Here is a 16,172-nt window from a genome sequence, read left to right as displayed (position 1 = left end):
AAAACAGATCTGTTCATCGATTTTCTGTTCTCCGCAGCTTTAGCTTTGCGTTACCTTTGCACGAATTCTAAATTGTAATTTTATGGAAAAAAATTCGTGTACAACATTTCATCAATCTCCCAAGTCGAAAGGGATTTTTTTCGGATTGCTCCTTATTGTTGCAGGGTTCCTTTTTCTTTCTTTTAATTTCGGGTGGATCGATGCGGCGCTGAAACCCATTCTTTTTTCGTGGCCGATGATTTTTATTGTGCTGTCAATCATCAGTGTCTGCAAACGAGATTATTCTTTTGCGGTGATTTGGTTTATTGCCGGTGCTTTCTTCCTGATTCCCCGCATCTCTGCGGCCTACCCCGGATTCATCGACGGTATTGATACCGGCTTTACCCGGAACTACTGGCCTGTATTGCTGATCCTGTTGGGTCTTATCATGATTTTCAGGATCGGTGCCGGCAGAAATACGGGAGGGGCACGACACCGCCAGTCTGCATCCGACTCAATCGGGAATGAGAGCGGCAGGATTGAAAAGAATGTCTTGTTTGGCGGTTCCGAGAGTATCTTCCTGGATCCTGTTTTTCACGGTGGGTTCATCAACGCCACCTTTGGCGGTGTGGTGCTTGACCTGAGGAAAACCACCCTCCCGGAAGGAGAAACGTATCTCGATATCGACGCCACCTTTGGAGGAGTGGAGTTGTATATACCCGGTGACTGGCTGATTGAACCCCGGTTTCATACCGTGCTGGGGGGAGTGGAAGATAAACGGCTTGTGTCGCAACCCGATTATTCGCGGAAACTGATTCTTCAGGGAAATCTTACCTTCGGAGGATGTGAGGTCCGGTAGTAAGTGATTGAAAAAGGCAATCCAACTCAGAAGCAAGAATGAAATTTACGTTGTCGTACATACCGTTGAGGCTGTTTCCCGCGATCATGCTGGTCGTTTTTTACGCGTTGATGCAGGCACTGGCATTTCATCCTCTTGTTCCGGTTCCGTTCGGTTTGCTTTTGCTGAAGAGCGCTGTCGATGCAGTTATCCTGGCGGGTGCCGCCATGCTGTTAATGATCATCATCCCTTCTTCCAACTACGTGAAGCTCAATACTGCCCAGCGTGTCGTCAACTACGCTGCCATCGGTCTCCTTTTTGTGATCCTGTGGATGATGGCGGGGTTTCTCTCTTCCTATACGGTGTTCGGGAAAGACCATCTTCCTCTCCTCCGGATTCTGTTTCCCGTGAGTGCATTCATCGGGTCGCTCTTGTATGTGATCGTCGTGCAGGCCATTCATTCGGATGTCAGAAACAGGGCAGAAGAGGCAGAGGTAGCCGGTGAGCCCGCCTGGGACGATGCTGCGACGCCCGTCGCCACGAAGGAAGACACTGATGCGGAGGTGCTGGAGCGCGTGGCGGTGAAGACCGGACAGAAAATCCACGTGATCCATGTTCCGGACATTATCTATATACAGTCGGACGGCGATTATGTGCAAATCGTGACCGAACACAACAAGTACCTGAAAGAGGAAACGATGAAATACTTCGAAGCCAGTTTGCCCCGGTCGCAATTTGTGAGGGTGCACCGCTCCTATATTGTAAATGTGGAGAAAATTCTCCGGGTAGAGCTTTATGAAAAGCAAAGCCAGATGCTTACGCTAAGGAACGGAGACAAAGTCAGGACCAGTGTTTCCGGGTATAAAGCGCTGCGGTCGGTACTGAGCCTGTGAGTTGGCGGGAAAGTGTTCCTGTAAAGTATGTTAAGACCCGGAAAACTGATTTGAGTTTTTGAGTTTTCAGCATTACCTTTGTGCCTTTCAAAAGCGCGTGAATGGATATAAAACAAAGAATCATTGAAAAGGCCGGGGACCTGTTTTTCCAGGTGGGTATAAAAAATGTATCGATGGATGAGCTTGCCTCTGCCCTGGGTATTTCCAAAAGAACAATTTACGAGAACTTCAAAGACAAGGAAGATATTTTGTTGTCGTTGATCCTGAAGCTCAGAGACGAAAGGGACGCTGTATTCCAGACGTTTCTGAAAAAGGATTACAATGTCATGGAGGTCTTTATCAAGGTTATTGAACTACAGAAGACCATGCCCGTGTGCGATGTGCGTTTTTATCAGGATATCTACAAGTATTACCCCAAAGTAACCCGCTTTATGCAAGAGAATGTGGAGAGGAACAATGTTTTCCTGCGAGGCTTTCTGCAAAAGGGAATAGACCAGGGATACATCCGGGAGGACCTGAACGTGAACGTGGCTGCCTTTTTGGTGGAAGAAAGTACCAATGTGTACATCAGGGCATCCTACCTCGAAAAACCTCCCTTCTCTTTTTCCGACCTGTTTTACACCATGATGATCAACTTCGTGCGGGGTATCTCCACCGGGAAGGGCATAGAAATCATCGACAACTATCTTTCAAAACAAAAATTAGAAAAAAGCAATTAATACAATTATGCATACAATGACAAAGAATCCAAAAACAATCACCATCATAGCCATGCTGCTTGCTCAAGGGCTGCTTTTTATGGCAGGTGCGCAACAGCCGGACAGTTTGCGGGTCGACTTGCCCACGGCGCTGGAAATAGCCCTGAGCGAGAACCCCACGGTGAAAGTGGCCGATATGGAGATCACGAAGAAACAGTACGCAAAAAAGTCGGCTTACGGTGCCCTGTTGCCGCAGCTCGACATCATTGGCCAATACCAGCGCGCCATTAAACGGCAGACAGTCTACTTTGACGAAGGCTTTGGCCTGGGAGGGGGCAGTGTTGATCCTTCCGACTATACCCAGGAGGAACTTCAGATCCTGCAGGTGCTGAATAAGCTCATGATGCCCGATCCGGAGAAGTCGGGTGAAGGGATCCAGATGGGGCGTTTCAATGTATGGTCTACGGGACTCAATGTAAGCCTGCCCATCGTGATGCCTTCGTTGTGGAAAAACATCCAGATGAGCGAAGTCGATATCCGCCTTGCCATGGAGCAGGCCCGTTCGTCACGGATCAGCCTGGTGAACCAGGTGAAGAAGGCCTACTTCAGCCTGTTGCTGGCGCAAGACAGCTACTCGGTATTGAGGAAGACCTACGAAGCCGACTCCATCAATCTCGAAAATATCCGCAACCGTTTCAATCAGGGGGTGGTGGCCGAGTATGATGTGATCACGGCCGACGTTCGGCTGAAAGGGTTGATTCCCAATATCCTGCAGTCGGAGAACATGATGAAGATTGCCGAGCTGCAGCTAAAAATGCTGATGGGTGTCGACGGGGAGGTTCCGCTCAAGGTGGTGGGTGCCCTCGACGACTACGAAGCCACCATGTTCAACGCGATCATTCCTGCCGACACATCCCTTATCGGTAACAGCGATATCAAGCAGTTCGATTTGCAGGCGGAACAGGCAAAGAATGCGTATGAGATGCAGAAGCTTCAGTTTTCCCCGACGCTGGTTTCCAGCTTCAACTGGACATACATGAGCCAGAACAACGACTTCCGGTTCAGCAACTATCGCTGGGATCCCTATTCGATGCTGGGGGTGACACTGCAGATCCCTATCTTCAACGGTGGACAGCGTTACCACAACCTGAAGCAGTCGGAGGTGCAGCTTTACCAGCTGCGCGAGCAGCGCAAAGATGTGGAGCGCGGGCTGAAGCTGTCGATCAGGAACAACTACGACCTGATCAGCAAAAACATTGAGCAGGTGGTGGCCACCCAGTCGTCGATACAGCAGGCCCGCAAGGGGCATGAGATTACGCTGAAGCGGTACGAGACCGGCATGGGTACCATTGTAGATGTAAATTCGGCGGCGCTGGCTGTGCTGAATGCCGAGCTGCAATACCGGAATGCCATTTACGACTACCTGGCAGCAAAAGCCGATCTGGAGAAGATACTGGGTTACGATATTGCGCCGGTGCAAATGGATTGATTCAGGTTCAAGCCACAAAATAAAAGATATAAGAATTGACAGAGAACAGTGCTGATGGAAACAGACTGACAAACCCAATGAAAACAATTTATACAAATAATCATATGAGACGATACAGTTTATTGAGAATTACTCCTTTACTTGCAGCGGCACTCCTCGTCTCCTGCGGTAACAAAGATCAATCTTCCGGGTCGGCCGACGACGCATCTCAGAAGCCGAAGGTGCGTGTGGAAGCAGTGCGTGTGGTGCCGGTCGATCAGGTTTCTACCTTTACCGCCACCGTGGAAGCCGACAAGGTCAACAACATAGCTCCTGCCATGGGGGGGCGTATTCGCAAAATTTATGTTGAGGTAGGGTCCAGCGTACGCCAGGGTCAGCCCGTTGTTGCCATGGATGCGGCCACCTTCTCCCAGCAGGAGACACAGGTGGCTACGCTGAGGCGTGACTACGAGCGCTATAAGGAACTGTACGAAGTAGGGGGAATCTCCAGGCAACAACTCGATCAGGCCAAGACGCAGCTCGATGTGGCTGAGTCGGCCCTCGGCAACCTGGGCGAGAACACCACCCTCACCAGTCCCGTCAACGGTGTGGTGACGGCACGCAACTACGATCCGGGCGATGTGGCCGGGCAACTGCCCATCCTCACCATCGAAACCATGAACCCCGTGAAGGTGAAGGTGAATGTGTCGGAGTCGTACTATAGCCGGGTGGTAAAAGGCATGCCGGTAGAAGTACAGGCAGATGCCCTGGGAGCCGAAACTTTTGCAGGCAAGGTCTCCCTCATTTATCCTACGCTCGATCCTGCATCCCACACATTTCCTGTGGAAATAACCCTGCCCAATGGCGACCAGCGTCTGCGGCCGGGAATGTTTGCCCGTGTAAAAATGAATTTCGGTACCAACGACCGTCCTCTGCTGAGCGACATGGCAGTGCTGAAGCAGGTAGGTTCCAACGACCGTTATGTCTTTGTGGAAAAAGAGGGCAAAGCAATCTATACCCTGGTCGAGCTGGGTGTTCGTCTGGACGACAAATACGAGATTGTCTCCGGACTCAATGCCGGCGACAGGGTGATCATACAAGGCCAGAGCGGCCTGGTGGACGGCACCGCAGTGGAAGTGGTGGAATAACAAATATTAAAACAATACTTTATGAAGATATATGAATCCGCGGTAAAGAATCCCGTAGGAACCTCATTGATATTTATCGGGGTGGTTTTGATCGGAATCTTGTTTTACAGACAGCTTCCCATCGATCTCTATCCGAACATCGACCTGAATATTGTGTCGGTGATGACATCTTATGCAGGTGCAGGAGCCGAGGATGTGGAAGCCAACGTGACCCGTCCCCTGGAAGATGTGCTCAATACCACCGAAAAGCTGAAGGAGATCACCTCCCAGTCGCGCGACGGAATGTCGATGATCATGCTGGAGTTCGACTTCGGGACCGACATGGATGCCGTGATGAACGACGTACGCGACAAGGTGGGCATGATATCGGGCTTCCTGCCGGATGGCACCGAAGATCCGCTGATCCTGAAGTTCAGCTCCGACATGATCCCGGTGGTCATCCTCTCCGCCACGGCAGAAGAGAGTGCCGGGGCATTGTATAAGATCCTCGACGAGCAGGTGGCCAATCCTCTCAACCGCATTACCGGTGTGGGTACGGTCTCGGTGGCCGGAGCCCCGCAGAGGGAGATTCAGGTAAACGTAGTGCCCGATAAGCTGGAGGCCTATCATATCTCCCTAGAGCAGATAGCCCAGGTGATTGCCTCCGAAAATGTGAATGTGCCCGCGGGCAATTTTGACATCGGCACACAGACCTATATGCTGCGTCTGGAAGGAGAATTCAAAAACAGCAGCGACCTCAACAACATTGTTGTGGGTAACAACCAGGGGAGGACCATTTACCTGCGCGATGTGGCCACCGTGAAAGATACGGTGGAGACACGCGTGCAGGAAAATTATACCAACGGGCAGCGAAGCGCCAGCCTTGTCGTACAAAAACAGTCCGGCGCCAACACCGTAGCCATTGCGGATGCTGTGAGGGCACGACTGCCCGAGCTCCAGAAGAACCTGCCTCCCGACATCAAGATAGAGACCGTGATGGACACGTCGGATTACATCAAGGTGTCCATCAACAGCTTGCTCGAAACCATCCTGCTGGCGTTGTTCATTGTGGGAGTGGTGGTGCTCTTCTTCCTTGGCCGCTGGCGTGCTACGGTGATCATCATGGTGACCATTCCGATCTCCCTGATCGGGTCGTTCATCTACCTCTACCTCACCGGCAACTCCATCAACATCATCTCCCTCTCGGCGCTCTCCATCACCATCGGCATGGTGGTCGACGATGCCATTGTGGTGCTGGAGAATATTACCACCCATATACAGCGCGGAAGCCGCCCGAAGCAGGCTGCTGTGTATGGGACGGAAGAGGTGTCTCTTTCTGTGATTGCCTCCACGCTGACCATCATTGCCGTATTCCTGCCGATGACCATGGTAGGTGGTTTTGCCGGGGTGATGTTCAAGCAGCTGGGATGGATGGTGTCCATCATCATCTCGCTCTCGCTGATCATCGCGCTTACATTGACGCCGATGATGAGTGCAAAGATGATGAGAGGGAATAAAGATAAAAAATTATCCCGTTTCGACCGGTGGTACAACAAGCGTATTCTTCCGCTTCTGAACAAGCTTGATCATGGCTACAGCAGGCTGGTCCATCGCGTGGCCAGAAGACGAAGGGCAACCCTGTTTGTGATCATCCTTATCTTTGTGGTGAGTATGGTGATCAGCGCCGTTACGTTAAAGACCGAATTCATGCCGGCGTCCGACAACAACACCATCGCCATGACGGTGGAGATGCCCACCGGAACCCGCATGGAGGTCGCCCGTGAAACAGGACACCGGATTGCAGAGCGGATGAAGGAGAAATATCCCGAAATCGAGATCATCTCTTTCACCGTGGGGGCCGCGGACGAGGACAACGCGTGGGCAGCAATGCAGGACAATGCTTCAAACATCATCTCCTATACCATGAGGCTGACCGAAGCAAAGAACAGGAAGAAAAATATCTACGATATCTCGGACGAGATTCGTGACGACCTGGCTTCCCTGCCCGAGCTGTATCGTTTTCAGGTGATGCCGGGCGGCGGCGACATGGGCATGACCGGGGGTAGTAATATTGCCGTGAATGTCTTTGGCTACGACCTTGCGGCGACCGACGAGATAGCAGCAGAGTTGCGCACCAAACTGGAAAAGGTAAAAGGACTCAGGGACATCACTGTTTCGAGAAAAGATTACCGGTTGGAGTACCAGATCCAGTTCGACCGGGAGAAGCTTGCGTTGAACGGGTTGAATATGGCGACTGCTGCCAATGCTGTCCGAAACCGCATTAACGGGCTCACAATGTCCCGTTTCCGCGAGGAGGGGGAGGAGTACAATATCCGTGTCCGCTTCGAAGAACAATACCGGCAGTCGATCGACGATATCGAAAACATACTTGTCTACAATCCCATGGGAGTGGGGGTACGTGTGCGCGATCTGGGCAAGGTGGTGGAGACCTCTACGCTGCCCCAGATCGACCGTCAGGACCGGGAGCGTGTTGTAACGGTTTCCGGAGCCATCTATAAGCGTGCGTTGAGCGACATCGTGTCGGACGTGAATGTTCTTTTAACGGAAATAGATCCACCTGCGGGTGTGCAGGTAGAGATGAGCGGTACACTGGAAGATCAGCAGGAAGCTTTTTCCGATCTGACGCTGCTGCTGTTGATTGTTTCGCTGCTGGTGTATATTGTGCTGGCGTCGCAGTTTGAATCGCTTACCTATCCTTTTATGATTATTCTTACGGTACCGTTTGCCTTTACCGGTTCCATCCTGATGCTTTCCATCACCGGGGAGCCGCTCGGTATTATGGGATTTGTGGGGATGATCATGCTTGTGGGAATGGTGGTGAAGAACGCCATCGTGCTCATCGACTACATCAACCTGAACCGCGAGCGGGGTATGTCCATCATCACCGCCGTTACTCACGGGGGACGATCGAGGCTTCGCCCAGTATTGATGACCACACTCACCACCATCCTGGGGATGATCCCGCTGGCCATCGGAACGGGGCAGGGCTCCGAGATGTGGCAATCGCTCGGTATTTCCATTATTGGCGGTATGACCTTCTCCACCGTCATCACCCTGATCCTTATTCCGGCACTCTACTCCATGATGGCCGGATACGGTCTACGCCGCAAACGTCGCAGGCACCGCGAAGTGCTGGTGGTAAAGTCGACGGGAAAGTAACAACCATTAAAACGAAATGATTCGATGAAAGCAGTAATGATTATTTTAGACCAGGCACACTACGAAAAGATTGTGGACGACCTGAGCTCAATGAACATACGTGGATTTACTTCCTGGAAAGAGGTTTTCGGAAAAGGGAGCAAAGATGGGTATCCTCACTATGGATCCCATGCGTGGCCTTCGGTGAACAATGCCATCCTCACCATCGTGGAGGATGAAAAGGTGCCTGTGTTGCTGAAGTATCTGAAAGAACAGGACGACGAGTCTACCAACCTTGGGTTGCGTGCCTTCGTGTGGAATGTGGAAGATATGATCTGATTCTATTATGAATATTTTTTGGGGGGCGTTGCTGAAAAGTGACGCCCCTCTCTCTTTGTTAACCGGATTTTATGGTTAATCCAAAATATAGGCTAACTATTTCGATTACGTTCTCAAAATCAGGCTAACTATTTCGATTTCATCTCTAAAAAATGGTTGGTTGGTAAAATGGTGAACGAAACGAACGGTAAAACGTTTTATCGTTCTAACCAATTAATTGAACGAGCGCAAATGGGAATCATCAGCAGCATCCTCGATACAGACCTGTATAAATTTACCACCAGCTATGCATACTCCAAGCTCTTCCCGCGTGCTTACGGGGAGTTTGAGTTTGTGGACAGAAACAACGGAGACTACCCGGAGGGGTTCGACCTGCTGCTGCGGCATGAGCTGGAGAAGATGTCCGCGCTGGCGATGACAGGAGAGGAGGAAGCTTTTGTACGGAGGCAGATGCCCTACCTGCCACCCATCTATATCGATTTTCTGAAAGGCTTCCGGTTTGATCCTGCCGAAGTGGATGTTCGCATGGAGGGGCGTAAGCTTCGCATCAGGGCCAGCGGATTGCTTTACCGGGTAACCCTCTGGGAGACGCCCATCCTCGCCACCGTATCCGAGCTCTTCTTCCGCGTAACCGGGCAGCACCCCGACCGGGAATATCTGGAAAAAGCCGCCATCGGGAAAGCGAGGAGGATGAAGGAAAAACAGATCACCTTCTCTCTTTTCGGGATGAGGCGGCGGTTCAGCCTCGATGTGGAGGACAGGGTGACAGAGCTGCTGAAAGCACACGCTGGCGAGAGCCTGTATGGTACCAGCAATGTCTATATGGCTTTTAAGCACAACCTCAATATCTCCGGAACCCATCCGCACGAGTGGGTGCAGTTTCACGGGTCCATCTACGGCTACAAGATGGCCAACTATATGTCGATGGAAGATTGGATCAACGTATTCGATGGCGACCTGGGCACCGTGCTGACCGACACCTATACCACCGACGTGTTTCTGCGCAATTTCAGCAAGAAGCACGCCGCACTCTTTACCAGCCTGCGGCACGACAGCGGCGACCCGTTTGTCTTTACGGACAAGGTCATCAAACGATACGAGGAGCTGCGGGTGAATCCCACCCTCAAATACCTGGTCTTTTCCGACAGCCTGAACGTAGAGAAAGCCATTCAGATAAAAGAGCATTGTGGCGACCGTATCGGGGCCACCTTCGGAATTGGCACCAACCTGACCAACGATGTGGGAAACAGCGTCAAACCAATGAACATTGTGATGAAGCTGTTCCGGTGCAAAATGACGGCAAAAGAGCCGTGGCAGGAGTGCGTGAAGCTGTCGGATGTGGAAGGAAAGCATACCGGCAGCGAGCGGGAGATTGCCCTGGTGAAAGAGACGCTGGGGCTTTAATACCGGAACGAGTATCGGTACTCGCTGCTGTTGCCCGCTCCATCTGTTGCCCTGAACACCAGGACCTGTTGTTCCCCTTTTGTGAGCCTGGTATCGTCGAATCGATAGGTGTAGACCGACGATTTGGCGTCGTGGGTGAAAAGAACATATTTCCCGTTTATCTCTCCCCTGAACGAGGCAATACCGCTTTTGTCGTCCCCGAGCCTTATCCGTATTCTTTTTTGGGAAACCCATCCGGCCGGTTCCAGGGGAGTGATTGCCGGCGGGAGGGTGTCGGCCGAGACCGCATATCGGTCTCCCAGTTCGCGGATGGCCGCCGTGATGCCCCCTTGTTTGTATGTCCCGCCTATCCAGCTCTCCGAGCCATTGTCGTTGATTTTTACGATGCCATACTGACGCCGCTGTTGCAGCGTGTCGGTATGCATCCCGAGCCATATTTCGGCCCTGTTGTGGAGGGGGACGAAACGGTGGTGCACCCGGTGCACATCCGAATAATAAACCCCGCTTTTCGTTGTGTCGTGCCGGTAACATAGATCGTCATACAGGTTGCCACGGGGAATAGAAAGCGAAAAGCCAAGATCCATATAGGCATTGTCGAAATTCCACGACATGTAATGCCCGCATTGAGGCTGTTCGGGTACAGGTTGAGGTTGCCCCTTCACGGTAAATGCGTAGTTGAGGCGGTTGCCGTGAAAATCCTCCAGCTCATAGCGGAGCCGGTACTCTCTTTCCTCGTTAATGTCGATGTACCCCCTGTCCTTTGCCCGGTAAAAGGGCAGTTTGTTTCCCGGTTCCACAAACGATTTCATATAAAAAGAACGCCGTTCCCGCCAGTCGTCGAAGTCGATGTGCGCATTCAGCATGCGGGTTTGCGTAAACGAAAACCGGTCCGTGGTGCTGCTGAAAACCGGTTCGTCGTCCACAAACAGGCGTACATGCTTCACCCCGTATATGTTGGATTGACCGTCCATCCGGTCGTATGCTTTCACGCCCACGCCGATGCGTCCCCATGCGCTGACGGCTTTTCCGGGGCTCAGGGGATTCCCCGATTTATCTTTCCCGATCGTCATCCGGAGCGGGCTGCTGCTGCCGTTCACCACTCCTTTTCCCTGCAGGGGGTAAACGGCGATTCCCCGCAAGTCCGGTTTCTGCGTGTCGGTTACAGGCGGCAGGAATGCCAGGGCATCCAGCGGCTCCTCCGAGTCTGTATCGCGCAATTCGAAATGAAGGTGCGGGCCACCGGAGCTCCCGGTATTTCCGCTCAACGCAATCTGTTCGCCTCTTTTGACCGGGAAAGTATTTTTTTCCAGATGAAGATTCACCGAATAACTCTCCTGCTCATACTGCTTTTCGAGTACGTAATCGGCAATCTTTCCGGCAAAGCTGTTGAGGTGTGCATACACGCTGGTGTGCCCTGTGGCAGGATGATCAACATAAAGAGCCAGCCCGTATCCGCCGGGGGAGACACTGATACGCGACACGTAGCCATCTTCAATGGCTAAGACAGGCTTGTTGACAGCCTGTTGTGTTTTAAAGTCGATCCCCGAATGAAAGTGGTTGCTTCTGAGTTCACCGAAGTTGGCGCTGAGAGCAGGAGAGATGGGTAAAGGATTGCTGTATTGCTGGGAATACCCGGTCAGTACGGTTGTTGCTGTGAATAAAAGGGTAAACAGGAATATGATTGAGTTGCCTGGTTTCATTGTTACTGGTTTGGTTCATAACAAAACCGGTTATCCGGTTTTGTTAGAGAGTGTTTCGAAAGCTATGTCGACGATATCTTTCGCAACCTCCTTTTTAGTTTTTAATCCGAACGATCGTTTTTCACCGTCGCGCGCGAGTATGGTCACCTTGTTCGTGTCGTGTCCGAAGCCCGCCCCCTGGTCCTGCAAGGAGTTGAGCACAATGAAATCGAAATTCTTCTTTTCCATTTTTTTGAGCGCATTGGCCTCTTCGTCGTGGGTCTCCAGCGCGAAGCCGATCATCGTTTGTCCCGGCTGTTTCATTGTTCCCAGCGAGGCCGCAATATCGGGGTTGGAAGTCAGCGTGAGGGAGATTTGTTCCTGTCCGTCGCGTTTCATCTTCTCCGGCCTGGTTTGAAGGGGACGGTAATCGGCCACGGCAGCCGACAGGATGGCCGCATCCATCTCCGGAAAGGCGCTCACGGCAGCGTCGTGCATCTGCTGTGCCGACTCCACATCTATCCTCCGGATATTCGGATGATGAGCCGTGAGTGAGGTGGGGCCGGAGATCAGCAAAACAGAGGCGCCCCGCGCGGCACACTCCTCGGCCAGGGCGAAGCCCATCTTTCCGGACGAAAAGTTGCCGATAAAACGCACCGGGTCAATCCGCTCATAGGTGGGGCCCGCGGTGATCAGGATTTTTTTTTTAGCCAGCTCCCGCTGCGCCGAAAAAAAAGCTTCGAGGATGGCTACTATCTGCTCCGGCTCTTCCATGCGTCCTTTGCCTTCGAGGTGACTGGCCAGCTCACCTTCCGTCGGCTCAATGACCTGTACGCCATCCTGCTTCAGCAACTCAAGGTTCCTGCTGGTGGTGACGTGCCGGAACATGTCCAGATCCATCGCAGGCGCTACAAAGACCGGCGCCTTCATGGAGAGGTAGGTGGTGATCAACATGTTGTCGGCAATGCCGTGCGCCATCTTGCCAATTGTTGAAGCCGTTGCCGGTGCCACAACCATCAGGTCGGCCCACAGCCCCAGATCCACATGGCTGTGCCAGGTGCCGTCGCCGGTAGCAAAAAACTCACTGATCACCGGCCGCCCCGATAGGGCAGACAGCGTGACCGGCGTGATAAATTCCCTGCCGGCGGGCGTGATCACAATCTGCACGTCCGCTCCCTTTTTTATGAGCAACCGGGTGAGAATGGCCGACTTGTAAGCGGCGATGCTGCCGGTAATGCCCAAAACTATATGTTTCCCTTGTAGCGACATATCCGATGAATTATCCGCAAATATAAACTTTTTTTCGCTGTTTACACCCGGGCGGCCCCACAAAGTAGAGATGCATCCGCAAATATTGACTCCTCCTTGCAGACAAAAGCAACGTTTATGCATTGCAAAACGAAGCGAAACGGTTAAATAAATTTAAATGTTTGAAATTCGATGGTACTATGTATTGCATAATACTTTGTTTAGTGTAATTTTGTAGTGTTGAATGTCCATAAAAGAGAAAACATGAATATTGAGAATACGCAGAGTCAAATGCGCAAGGGTGTGCTGGAATACTGCATCCTTTCCATTATCAAGCGGGGCGAAGCCTACCCGGGCGACATCATTGACGAGATGAAGAGTGCCGGGTTGCAATTGCTTGAGGGTACGCTGTATCCTTTGCTAAACCGCCTCAAGAATGCCGAAATACTCACCTATCAATGGGTAGAGAGCTCGTCGGGTCCTCCTCGCAAATATTTCCGGCTTACCGAGAAGGGCGCTAAGTTTTACACACTGCTGGAGGCCACCTGGCAGGAACTCGCTACCGGTGTGTCCGTTGTAACGCGTCAAGATCAGTAATCATCATCGTAACAAACTCTCATTGTCAAAAAAACATACGAATCGCATGAAGAAAGTAATCAACATTAATTTCCAGGGGCAGGTCATCGCCATCGAAGAGACGGCTTATGAGATATTAAACCGGTATATCGAAAGCCTTCAAAGCTATTTCTCGCAGGAAGAAGGTGGGGATGAGATTGTCAACGACATTGAATGCCGCATTGCGGAGTTGTTCGGAAACCGGCTGAAGCATGGCATCAGCTGCATTACCGACGAAGATGTGGAGGCCATCATCTCCAGCATCGGCAGCCCGAAAGATTTTGATACGGACTACGAAGAGCACGAAGAGCGGCAGGCCCGTCGCTCCACCTCCTCCCCCGGAAATACCGGGACACCTCCCGGAAACCCCGAAGAACGTCGCTCGCTCTACCGGAATGCGAACGATCAAATCATCGGGGGGGTATGCAGCGGGCTGGCCCACTACTTCAAAACCGACCCGGTGTGGATGCGCATTATCTTTGTATTGTTGTTTGGTGTGCTGTTCTGGGTTTATATCGTGTTGTGGATCGTGCTGAAAGCGAAACCGCTGGAAACGAACGTAGCCAAGCGGCTCTACCGCAACCCGAACGACCGGTTCATTGGTGGGGTTTGCGGCGGCATAGCTGCCTATTTCAGAATTGACAGCTGGATTCCCCGCATACTATTTCTTATTCCACTGATGTTCAATCTTATCGGGATCATGTCGTTTTTCCCGTTGAATCATTTTTTCGACGACATTCATTTAAACTGGAACGTGAACATGAGCATTGTCTTGGCTTATATTGTGCTGTGGATCATCATCCCTGAGGCCAAAACGGTGAAGCAGAAGCTGGAGATGATGGGAGAAGAGGAGTATATCCGCACCATCCGCGAAAAAGTAAGCGACAACGTGTCCGGCTCCAGGAGTCGTACCGAGGCTGAAAAACCGGTCGACAGAACGACTGCCGGAGCAACGGTCCGAATGGCAGAAAGCACCTCTCATGGAATGGCGATGAATGTGGAGCCGGAAGCAACCCCCGGTGAAGCCGGTACGTCCATGCAGGAGATGCCCCCGCAGCCGCCTGTTACCCCGATGAACAGATGGAAGGATACCCCTGCCGCTCCCCCTCAACGGTCCGGCTGTCTGAATACACTCATTCTCTTTGTCAAGATCATCTTTTTCACTTTTGTCGGGTTCCTGGCCCTGGTCCTTGTGGGTGTATTCATCGGATTCTTGTTTGCCGGAACACAGTTCATGACGTTGAAAGACCTGTTCATTGATCCGGGATACGAAACCAACCTGCTGATCACTTCGTTGTCGTTGATTGTACTGGTTCCCGTTATCTCCATCATTGTCTGGATCATCCGGCGGGTAATGAAAGCCAGATCGCGCCCGGTAATTGGTGTCATCTCTTTTGTCCTTTGGTTTGCAGGCCTTACGTTGGCCGGCATACTGACCAAGAACGTGGCCGAAAAGTACGCTACCGAGAGCTCCAAAGAGACCGTGATTGCTCTTTCGCCGGTTCAGTCCGACAGGCTCTATGTTGATATGCTGCCCTACCCGGACGATTATGCAGAATTTAAACTGGGACATGGTTGGGGTACCGAAATTGATGATTTGCCCTATTCCACGGTCAACGAAGATTCGCTGCTGTTCAAAAATATTCACCTCTACATAAAGAAGAGTACCGACTCGCTGTTTCATGTGAGAACCATCGCTGCATTGAAAGGAAAGGATCTCCGCTCCGCCAAAGCCCATATTGCAGAGTTCACGTATGCCCTTGAGCAGCAAGACTCGCTCCTGCTGTTGCCCGAGTTCCTGGCAGTGCCTGTCACACAGGGATTCCGGGATCAGAGCATCACGGTGGAGATTTCTGTTCCGGCAGGAAAAACCGTGGAGATTAGCGATGCGCTTGACGAGTATAAAAACAACGAACCGCCCACAGTGGTGCGGAAGCGGATCAGAAGCTACTCCCGCACCCATTACCCGGGTGAACCGGAAACGGCCGACAATCAGAAAGGCACCGTCGTCACCTACGACTCGCTTTAAGATCTTTTCGTAAATTCTGATAATTCAAGTTTTGTATATAGGTCTCATCCTTAGTTGTATCTCAATATAAACATGCGAAACTTGAACTAATAACTTTCATTGTGAATCAGGGGGGCTGTCCGTAGTGGATGGCCCTTTTTTCGGTCAATGGTTCCCGGTTCACACCCAACCCGGATTCGGGGTGTTCTCCCGGAGATTCAGTCCATACCTCCGCGAAAATCGCCCCGGAATAAAAATTAAAACGGTTCAGTAGAAAATAAAAACAAAAATATTGGTGTCTGTTAAAAAAAACGTGTATCTTTGCATCCGCAAATAAGATGAGGTGCGTTGGCTTTTCTTTTATTTGAAATGCGGGCAGAGGCCCCGTAAACTACGAGATACATGTAATGCCCGGATGGCGAAATTGGTAGACGCGCTAGTTTCAGGGACTAGTGTTGGTTACAACGTGCAGGTTCGAGTCCTGTTCCGGGCACCTTTCGCGCAGGTGGTGAAATTGGTATACACGCTACTTTGAGGGGGTAGTGCCGGTTACGGCGTGTGAGTTCGAGTCTCATCCTGCGCACCATTTTGTTATGATCTAACCTTCTTCCTTCGAATAATTCCCAAAACAACTGACAATTCATTTTCTGAGATGGTAGCTTCATGCCCGGAAAAGGTCCGTTTTCGCTTTTAATCAAAGATAAAGAGAGCATGGAA

Annotated in this window: 12 protein-coding genes and 2 tRNA genes; 12 read left to right on the top strand and 2 right to left on the bottom strand. The window is 51.5% G+C overall.

The window, feature by feature from the left end; all coding sequences use genetic code 11:
- Positions 1 to 82 precede the first annotated feature (82 nt).
- The 8 genes from B3Z75_RS01450 (at position 83) to pncB (ending at position 9,905) form a co-directional block, all read left to right on the top strand.
- Positions 83 to 838 carry a LiaI-LiaF-like domain-containing protein gene (locus tag B3Z75_RS01450; RefSeq protein WP_294067001.1) on the top strand — a complete coding sequence of 252 codons (756 nt, stop codon included), beginning with the start codon at positions 83 to 85 and terminating at the stop codon, positions 836 to 838.
- A 38-nt stretch (positions 839 to 876) separates the two neighbouring features.
- Entirely contained in the window at positions 877 to 1,710 is an 834-nt protein-coding gene (locus tag B3Z75_RS01445) for a LytR/AlgR family response regulator transcription factor (protein ID WP_294066999.1), read from the top strand.
- A 101-nt stretch (positions 1,711 to 1,811) separates the two neighbouring features.
- Positions 1,812 to 2,429: a TetR/AcrR family transcriptional regulator gene (locus B3Z75_RS01440; protein ID WP_294066997.1), complete on the top strand. Its 618-nt coding sequence runs from the start codon at positions 1,812 to 1,814 to the stop codon at positions 2,427 to 2,429.
- 16 nt (positions 2,430 to 2,445) lie between these two features.
- Positions 2,446 to 3,897: a TolC family protein gene (locus B3Z75_RS01435; RefSeq protein ID WP_294066996.1), complete on the top strand. Its 1,452-nt coding sequence runs from the start codon at positions 2,446 to 2,448 to the stop codon at positions 3,895 to 3,897.
- A 104-nt stretch (positions 3,898 to 4,001) separates the two neighbouring features.
- Entirely contained in the window at positions 4,002 to 5,024 is a 1,023-nt protein-coding gene (locus B3Z75_RS01430; RefSeq protein WP_294066995.1) for an efflux RND transporter periplasmic adaptor subunit, read from the top strand.
- A 21-nt stretch (positions 5,025 to 5,045) separates the two neighbouring features.
- On the top strand, positions 5,046 to 8,183 hold the full coding sequence (locus B3Z75_RS01425; protein ID WP_294066994.1) for an efflux RND transporter permease subunit: 3,138 nt from the start codon (positions 5,046 to 5,048) through the stop codon (positions 8,181 to 8,183).
- A 24-nt stretch (positions 8,184 to 8,207) separates the two neighbouring features.
- The gene (locus B3Z75_RS01420; RefSeq protein WP_294066992.1) at positions 8,208 to 8,501 is read left to right on the top strand and encodes a PG0541 family transporter-associated protein; all 294 of its coding nucleotides are present in this window, start codon (positions 8,208 to 8,210) and stop codon (positions 8,499 to 8,501) included.
- 231 nt (positions 8,502 to 8,732) lie between these two features.
- On the top strand, positions 8,733 to 9,905 hold the full coding sequence (gene pncB, locus B3Z75_RS01415; protein ID WP_294067120.1) for a nicotinate phosphoribosyltransferase: 1,173 nt from the start codon (positions 8,733 to 8,735) through the stop codon (positions 9,903 to 9,905).
- Here pncB and B3Z75_RS01410 read toward each other — a convergent pair.
- Together B3Z75_RS01410 and coaBC are read right to left on the bottom strand one after the other, a co-directional pair.
- Positions 9,902 to 11,605 (bottom strand): M23 family metallopeptidase, encoded by a 1,704-nt coding sequence (locus B3Z75_RS01410; RefSeq protein WP_294066991.1) that lies wholly within the window; start codon positions 11,603 to 11,605, stop codon positions 9,902 to 9,904. The two genes, pncB and B3Z75_RS01410, sit on opposite strands and share 4 nt — an antisense overlap.
- 30 nt (positions 11,606 to 11,635) lie before the next feature.
- Positions 11,636 to 12,853, bottom strand: coding sequence for a bifunctional phosphopantothenoylcysteine decarboxylase/phosphopantothenate--cysteine ligase CoaBC (gene coaBC / locus B3Z75_RS01405; protein WP_294066989.1), 1,218 nt, complete (start codon positions 12,851 to 12,853; stop codon positions 11,636 to 11,638).
- A gap of 243 nt (positions 12,854 to 13,096) precedes the next feature.
- On the opposite strand from coaBC, the gene B3Z75_RS01400 reads away from it, so the two are divergent.
- The 4 genes from B3Z75_RS01400 to B3Z75_RS01385 all read left to right on the top strand — a co-directional run bounded on the left by B3Z75_RS01400 (position 13,097) and on the right by B3Z75_RS01385 (position 16,041).
- Entirely contained in the window at positions 13,097 to 13,429 is a 333-nt protein-coding gene (locus B3Z75_RS01400; RefSeq protein ID WP_294066987.1) for a PadR family transcriptional regulator, read from the top strand.
- Positions 13,430 to 13,475: 46 nt separating this feature from the next.
- A complete protein-coding gene (locus B3Z75_RS01395) occupies positions 13,476 to 15,476 on the top strand; it encodes a PspC domain-containing protein (protein ID WP_294066985.1) in 2,001 nt (666 codons plus the stop codon).
- Between the two features lie 388 nt (positions 15,477 to 15,864).
- Positions 15,865 to 15,948, top strand: a tRNA-Leu gene (locus B3Z75_RS01390).
- A gap of 6 nt (positions 15,949 to 15,954) precedes the next feature.
- Positions 15,955 to 16,041: transfer RNA gene (locus tag B3Z75_RS01385), tRNA-Leu, on the top strand.
- Positions 16,042 to 16,172: the final 131 nt, after the last annotated feature.

Origin of the sequence: Proteiniphilum sp. UBA1028 (assembly GCF_002316955.1) — a bacterium.
Classification (GTDB): domain Bacteria; phylum Bacteroidota; class Bacteroidia; order Bacteroidales; family Dysgonomonadaceae; genus Proteiniphilum.
This window is presented reverse-complemented; position numbering and strand designations above follow the sequence as displayed.